This is a genomic window from Streptomyces sp. SID1328 (genome assembly GCF_009865595.1).
Classification (GTDB): domain Bacteria; phylum Actinomycetota; class Actinomycetes; order Streptomycetales; family Streptomycetaceae; genus Streptomyces; species Streptomyces griseoluteus.
Genome location: NZ_WWKH01001075.1, coordinates 1 through 6,014 on the forward strand (window position 1 = coordinate 1; position 6,014 = coordinate 6,014).

The 6,014-nt window shown below is 74.1% G+C and carries 6 protein-coding genes, 1 pseudogene and 1 riboswitch; of the genes and pseudogenes, 3 read left to right on the top strand and 4 right to left on the bottom strand.

Going from position 1 to position 6,014, the window contains the following annotated elements; genetic code table 11:
* The 4 genes from GT030_RS34780 to GT030_RS34795 all read right to left on the bottom strand — a co-directional run.
* The coding region (locus GT030_RS34780) for a cobalamin biosynthesis protein (protein ID WP_202460939.1) at nucleotides 1-414 on the bottom strand (414 nt) is incomplete at its 3' end.
* A 118-nt stretch (nucleotides 415-532) separates the two neighbouring features.
* A riboswitch (cobalamin riboswitch) is annotated at nucleotides 533-605 on the bottom strand.
* Between the two features lie 173 nt (nucleotides 606-778).
* Entirely contained in the window at nucleotides 779-1,000 is a 222-nt protein-coding gene (locus tag GT030_RS34785) for a hypothetical protein (RefSeq protein ID WP_135790639.1), read from the bottom strand.
* A 27-nt stretch (nucleotides 1,001-1,027) separates the two neighbouring features.
* A complete protein-coding gene (locus GT030_RS34790) occupies nucleotides 1,028-2,284 on the bottom strand; it encodes an inorganic phosphate transporter (protein ID WP_161204476.1) in 1,257 nt (418 codons plus the stop codon).
* A gap of 141 nt (nucleotides 2,285-2,425) precedes the next feature.
* On the bottom strand, nucleotides 2,426-3,193 hold the full coding sequence (locus tag GT030_RS34795; protein WP_161204479.1) for a lysozyme: 768 nt from the start codon (nucleotides 3,191-3,193) through the stop codon (nucleotides 2,426-2,428).
* A 169-nt stretch (nucleotides 3,194-3,362) separates the two neighbouring features.
* Between GT030_RS34795 and GT030_RS34800 the strand changes: the two genes are divergently transcribed.
* The 3 genes and pseudogenes from GT030_RS34800 to GT030_RS34810 form a co-directional block, all read left to right on the top strand.
* Nucleotides 3,363-4,028: a class II aldolase/adducin family protein gene (locus GT030_RS34800; protein ID WP_161204477.1), complete on the top strand. Its 666-nt coding sequence runs from the start codon at nucleotides 3,363-3,365 to the stop codon at nucleotides 4,026-4,028.
* A gap of 51 nt (nucleotides 4,029-4,079) precedes the next feature.
* Nucleotides 4,080-5,201 (top strand): alpha/beta hydrolase, encoded by a 1,122-nt coding sequence (locus GT030_RS34805; protein ID WP_346009812.1) that lies wholly within the window; start codon nucleotides 4,080-4,082, stop codon nucleotides 5,199-5,201.
* A 109-nt stretch (nucleotides 5,202-5,310) separates the two neighbouring features.
* Nucleotides 5,311-6,014 (top strand): annotated as a pseudogene (locus GT030_RS34810) (hypothetical protein); the annotation flags it as partial.

The following is a 6,014-nucleotide window of genomic DNA, read 5'->3' on the forward strand; positions in this document are numbered from 1 at the left end:
GGCGGCGTCCAGCGCCTCGGGGTCCCGCCCGCACAGGTGCGGCAGCCGGGCGCGCGCGGCCGCGAGGTCGCCGCGCTCCAGGGCGCGGCCGACGGCAGACGCCTCGCGGGCGAGCGAAGTACCGCCCACGACGGCCCAGGTGGCGGCGGCGGTCAGCGCGGCGGAGGCGGCGGGGCGAGGACATACGGCGCGTACGGCGCGCGCGGCCACCACACCGAGCGCGGTGGCGCCTCCGGCGCACACCAGGGTGTGCAGCGTGCCCCAGCCGCGGTGGTCGTGCCACAGCACGCGCTCCACGCGCCCGGCGGCCCGCCCGAAGGCGGCGACGGGGTGCATGCGCTGGGGATCGCCCAGGAGGAGATCACCGAGGAGGCCGGCGGCGGCACCGTACGCGTACGAGCGATCGGCGCCCATCGGCTAGCTCGCCGTGGGCGTGCCGGTGTTCCTGGTGCGGGTTCTCGGGCGGCGGCCGGGCATCACGGTAGTCCTCACTCAGGGTGTCCACGCCCTGGTTCGACGAGACCGGCGACGAGAGTTCCTGGCTCCCGGGGACTTCTCCCCGGTGACAGTGGCGGGACCGCGCCGGATTCGCACCGGCTTCCTCTGCTGTCGCCGTACATGGCCCGCGAAGTCCACCACGCGCCCGGAAGGGTCGTCAACCTGCCCGTGACCTGCGGGAGAAGAGTGTGTGGAGCCCCACACCGGCACCGGTGGGAACAGCGGAAGGCCCCGCGCGGCAGATGCCGTGCGGGGCCTTCCGAGTGCGGGGAGACACTCCCTAGGCGACGATCAGGTAGAAGCCGTACGCCACCGCCGCCGCGCAGGCGGCGAAGCAGGCGTAGGCGCCGGTCACCGCGAGCGGGGCCGAGCCGCCGGTGGCCACCGCGCGCTCGCGGCGGGCCAGTCCGCTGACGCCGAGGGTGAACAGGCCCACCAGGGCCACCGTCGCCACGAGGCTGACGCCGAAGACGGAGCCGAGGGCCGCCCAGTCGATCTTCATGGGGATGTTCCTCCAGTTGCCGGGGGGTCAGACCCGGGCGGACGGCGCGGTGGTGGCGGGGGCGGGCGTGGACTCGGCGGCGGCGGCCGGGATGGTGGCCGTCAGGTCGTCCGCGACGATGCCCACGGGGGGCGGGGTGACCATGGCCATCGCGGTGGTCACCACGCCGGCCGGCTCGGTGTACTCCTCGGCGGTGACGTGGGTGTGGTCGATGACCTCGCGGCGGGAGATCTTCCAGATGGCGAAGCTGGAGCCGATCAGGAAGAGCGCGACCAGCCCGGTGCCCCAGTCGCCGAGGCCGGTCACGGACTCGGCGCCCGCGCCGACCAGCGCGGCGGCCGGCAGGGTCAGCGCCCAGGCGACGAACATCCGGGTCGCGGTGGACCAGCGGACCACTCCGCCCTTGCGGCCGAGGCCCGCGCCCATCACGGAGCCGGAGACGACGTGGGTGGTGGAGAGGGAGAAGCCGAGGTGCGAGGAGGCCAGGATCGCGGTCGCGGCGCTGGTCTGCGCGGCGAAGCCCTGACGGGGCTCCAGGTCGGTCAGGCCCTTGCCCATGGTGCGGATGATGCGCCAGCCGCCGATGTAGGTACCGAGCGCGATGGCCAGGCCGGCGGAGAGGATCACCCAGGTGGGAGGGTTGGAACCGGGGGAGAGGGCACCGCCCGCGATCAGCGCCAGGGTGATGATGCCCATCGTCTTCTGCGCGTCGTTGGTGCCGTGCGCCAGGGAGACCAGGCCGGCCGAGGCGATCTGGCCGGCGCGGTAGCCCTTGCGGGTCGCCGGGGTGTCGCCGTCCCGGCCGATGCCGTAGGAGAGGCGGGTGGCGACCATCGTGGCGAGACCCGCCACGATCGGCGCGGCCACCGCCGGGAGCAGGACCTTGGTCACCAGCACCTCGCCGTGGACGGCGCCGAAGCCCGCCGAGGCGACGGTGGCACCGACGAGGCCGCCCATCAGGGCGTGCGAGGAGCTGGAGGGCAGGCCCACCAGCCAGGTCAGCAGGTTCCAGAGGATCGCGCCGGTCAGGGCCGCGAAGATGACCTCGGGACGGATGCCGGTCTCGTCGACGAGACCCTTGGAGATCGTGTTGGCGACCTCCACCGAGAGGAAAGCGCCCACCAGGTTGAGCGCGGCGGACATGGCCACCGCGACCTTGGGCTTGAGAGCGCCGGTCGAGATGGTGGTGGCCATCGCGTTGGCGGTGTCGTGGAAACCGTTCGTGAAATCGAACGCGAGTGCGGTTATCACCACTATCGCGAGGATCAGCGAGAAGCTTTCCATTTACCCAGGCAATCGTTCGAAGTCGTTGGCGGGATGAACGTAGGCAACCTGGGTGAACGGAAGGTGAACTGGGCCGGGCGCCTTGGTGCCGGAAGCGGGACCCCGGATTCCGGGGGCTTCGGGAGGCCTTGCGGGGCCTGTTCAGCGCCCGCGCGCGAAGGCCCGCAGTCGGGTGGCGGAGCCGCCGAAGAGATCCTGGTCACCCGGCAGTTCTCCCTTGGTGCCGTGCTGCCAGAAGGTCCAGTACCGCCAGCCGCCGGGCAGCCTGCCCGCCCCGGCGGAGCCGTGGCTCGCGATCCACAGCGCGTGGTCGGCGGCGAAGGCGCGGCTGTTCCCGGTGCAGGCGGTCCACCAGTTGGCGGTGGTGTAGATGACCGGGCGGCGGCCGGTCTCCCGGCGCACCTCGTCACTGAAGGACCTGATCCAGCGCACCATCCGCGTCCGGCTCAGCCCGTAGCACTTGTGGTGCTTGTCGTACGGGTTGTACTCGATGTCCAGCGCGGGGGGCAGCGTCACCCCGTCCGCCCGCCAGTCGCCGCCGTGCCGGACGAAGTACGCGGCCTGCGCGGCACCGGAGGAACGGTTCGGCAGCGCGAAGTGGTACGCGCCCCGGATCAGGCCGGCCCGGCGGGCGCCGTTGTACTGGCCGGTGAAGTAGGGGTTGCGGTAGGCCGTGGCCTCGGTCGCCTTGATGTACGCGAACCGGGCGCCCTCGGCGCGGGCCGCGTACCAGTCGACGCTCCTCTGGTGCGAGGAGACGTCGTGGCCCTTGGGCTGGGCCCTGCGCAGCTCCGGCTCCGCGGTCAGCGGGGCGTGGGCGGCGGTGAGGGCCCCGGTGAGGGTGAGGGCCGACAGGGCCGCCGCGAGGACGCCCGTGCGGCGACGGGTTGATGAGCGGTCACGGGCCATGCGGTCCCCCGGCGAGACGTGGTCCAGCGGCAAGAGGGATCAGTGAAAGCCGGGGGATCGGCGGAAGTGTGGCTATTTCTGGTGTTTTCGATCGGTTTCGCTCGTTCGGCGGCGCGTGGAGGGGGCCGAAGCGGGCACACGGCCGGCCGCCTCCTGGCAGGATCGCGGCATGGCGGAACAGCGGCGGGACGCGGACGGCGACGAGGCGCGGGCCTGGGACGAGCTGGTGGCCACCGCCCGGCGGACCGTCGCCGACGGGCTGGTCGTCGGCACCTCCGGGAACGTCTCCGTACGGGTGGGCGACACCGTGCTGGTCACCCCCTCGGGCGTGCCCTACGACCGGCTCACCCCGGCCGACGTCACCGGCGTCGGCCTGTCCGGCCGCCAGGTGCTCGGGTCACTGGTGCCGACCAGTGAACTCCCCATGCACCTCGCGGTGTACCGCACCACCGGCGCCCGCGCCATCGTCCACACCCACGCCGTGCACGCCACCGCCGTCTCCACCCTGGTCACCGAGCTGCCCGCCATCCACTACATGACCGGCGCCCTGGGCGGCCCCGTACGGGTCGCCCCCTACGCCCCCTACGGCACCCCCGACCTCGCCGCCCATGTGCTCCGGGCCCTCCAGGACCGCTCCGGCTGCCTGCTGCGCAACCACGGCACGCTCACCTACGGGGACACCCTGGACCGCGCCTACGACCGCACCGCCCAGCTGGAGTGGATGTGCCGCGTCTGGCTCACGGCGTCCTCCGTGCCGGGGCTCAGCCCGTCGCTGCTGACGGAGGCGGAGCTGGCGGAGGCGGGGGAGCGGCTGCGGGGGTACGGGCAGCGCTGAGCGTCGAGGGCTCCACTGGCCGGGACGCGCCCGTCCCGTGACACTGGACGCGTGCGCAAAGTCCACATAGTCGCCGCCGCGATCGGTGCCGTGCTGGCCGCGGGCGCCGCGTCCGTGGCCGTCGGAAGGCTGGCCAGCGGTGCCGCGCTGAAGCTTCCGTCCGGACGCCCGCTGCCCACCGAACCCCGGCTCACCGTGCACGGCCTGGAGGGCGGCCGGATCACCCTCACCCGTGATCTCGCCTCCCGGCGCCCCGGCGTCTACGGCCTCGCGGGCAACGGCTCGCACGCGGTCGTCGGGGAGGTGCTGGAGGGGGCCGAGCAGAGCCCGGACACGGTCGTACGCCGTCTCGAACGTCTCACCCACGGCGCCTTCGCCCCCGGCGACCCCGCCTGGCTCACCCCCAACGCCTACGTGGGCGACCCCGGCTCCGCCCTCGGCCTGGAGTACGCCGACATCGACATCCCCGGCGAACTCGGCCCGCTCCCCGCCTGGTTCGTGCCCGGTCCCCGGGACACCTGGGTCATCGCCGTGCACGGCCTCGGCACCACCCGCGAGCAGTCCCTCAACGTCATGGGGATGCTGCACGCGCTCGGACTGCCCGTACTGGCCCTCGCCTACCGGGGCGACATCGGCGCCCCGCGCTCCCCGGACGGCCTGAGCCACCTCGGCGAGACCGAGTGGCGGGACGTGGACGCGGCGATCCGGTACGCCGTCCGCTACGGCGCCCGCCGGGTCGTCCTCCTCGGCTGGTCCACCGGCGCCACCATGGCGCTGCACGCCGCCGAACGCTCCTCGGTACGGGACCGGATCGCCGGGCTGATCCTCGACTCGCCCGTCCTCGGCTGGGAGACCACCCTGCGCGCCCTGGCCCACGCCCGCCACGTCCCCGGCCCCCTGCTGCCCCTCGCGGTACGCGCCGCCCAGGGCCGGGCCGGCATGCGCACCGCCCGCCACGCCGTGGGCGTCGAACACCTCCAGGTCCCCACCCTGATCATCCACGGCCCCGACGACAAGGTGGCCCCCTGGGCCGACTCCCGCCGCCTGGCCGCCCGCCAGCCCGGCCTCGTATCCCTCCACTCCGTCCCCAAGGCCCCCCACGCCGCCATGTGGAACGCGGACCCCACTTCGTACGAGGACCTCCTCCGCCGCTTCCTCACCCCACTGCTGTAGCGGCCCGGGCCCCGCGGACCCCCGCGGGAACCCCCGGTCATGGCCCTCTCTGTTGCCGCGTGTGACTTCCCGTTTGGGTTTTCGGACCGTCAACCGGAAGACTGCACCCGTGACGTCCCGTATCCCGCGCGACTCCAGGCTTCGACTCGTCCGACCGCGACCCCTGGCCGCCGCCCCCAGAGCTGTGAACCAGCGGCGCACGCGCCGCACCGTGCCCCGGCCGCCCGAGGGGACGCCGGCCCCCGCCGAACTGGCGAGACTCGCCCGGACCGTCCTCGCCGGGGCGGTCCGGGTGGCCCGATGGGCCGACGAGGCCCTGGGGCCCGGCAGCGACGCCGCCACCGCCGACGGCAAGGCCACCCTCTCCGACGCGACCGCCGAGCGCGCCGCCGCCGACCTCGGCCTTACCCCCGCGCAGATCCGCGCCGACTGGGACACCGCCCGCCTCTCCGGCCTGGTCGAGGTGCACGGCGACAGCGCCCGCCCCGGCTGGCGCCTGCGCGCCTGGGACCGGGACGACAGCGCCGTCCTGCGTGGCTGGGTCGCCCTCTTCGACGCCTGGTCGCTGGCCTCCCCCGAGCCGCAGGGCCAGGAGCCGGCCACGGTCGCCGAGGTCGTCTCGGCCATGCCCCAGGTCCTCTCCTTCCTCCAGCTCTCCGCGGGACCCGTCCCCGTGGAGCAGCTGCTCGACCTGCTCCAGCAGCGGGTCACCGAACTGCGCACCGAACGCTGCGAGGTCACCTACGCCCCCGGCGCCGTCGAGGCCCCCGTCCTCACCGCCCCCGCCCCGGACGTCCCCCTCGCCCCCCTCCT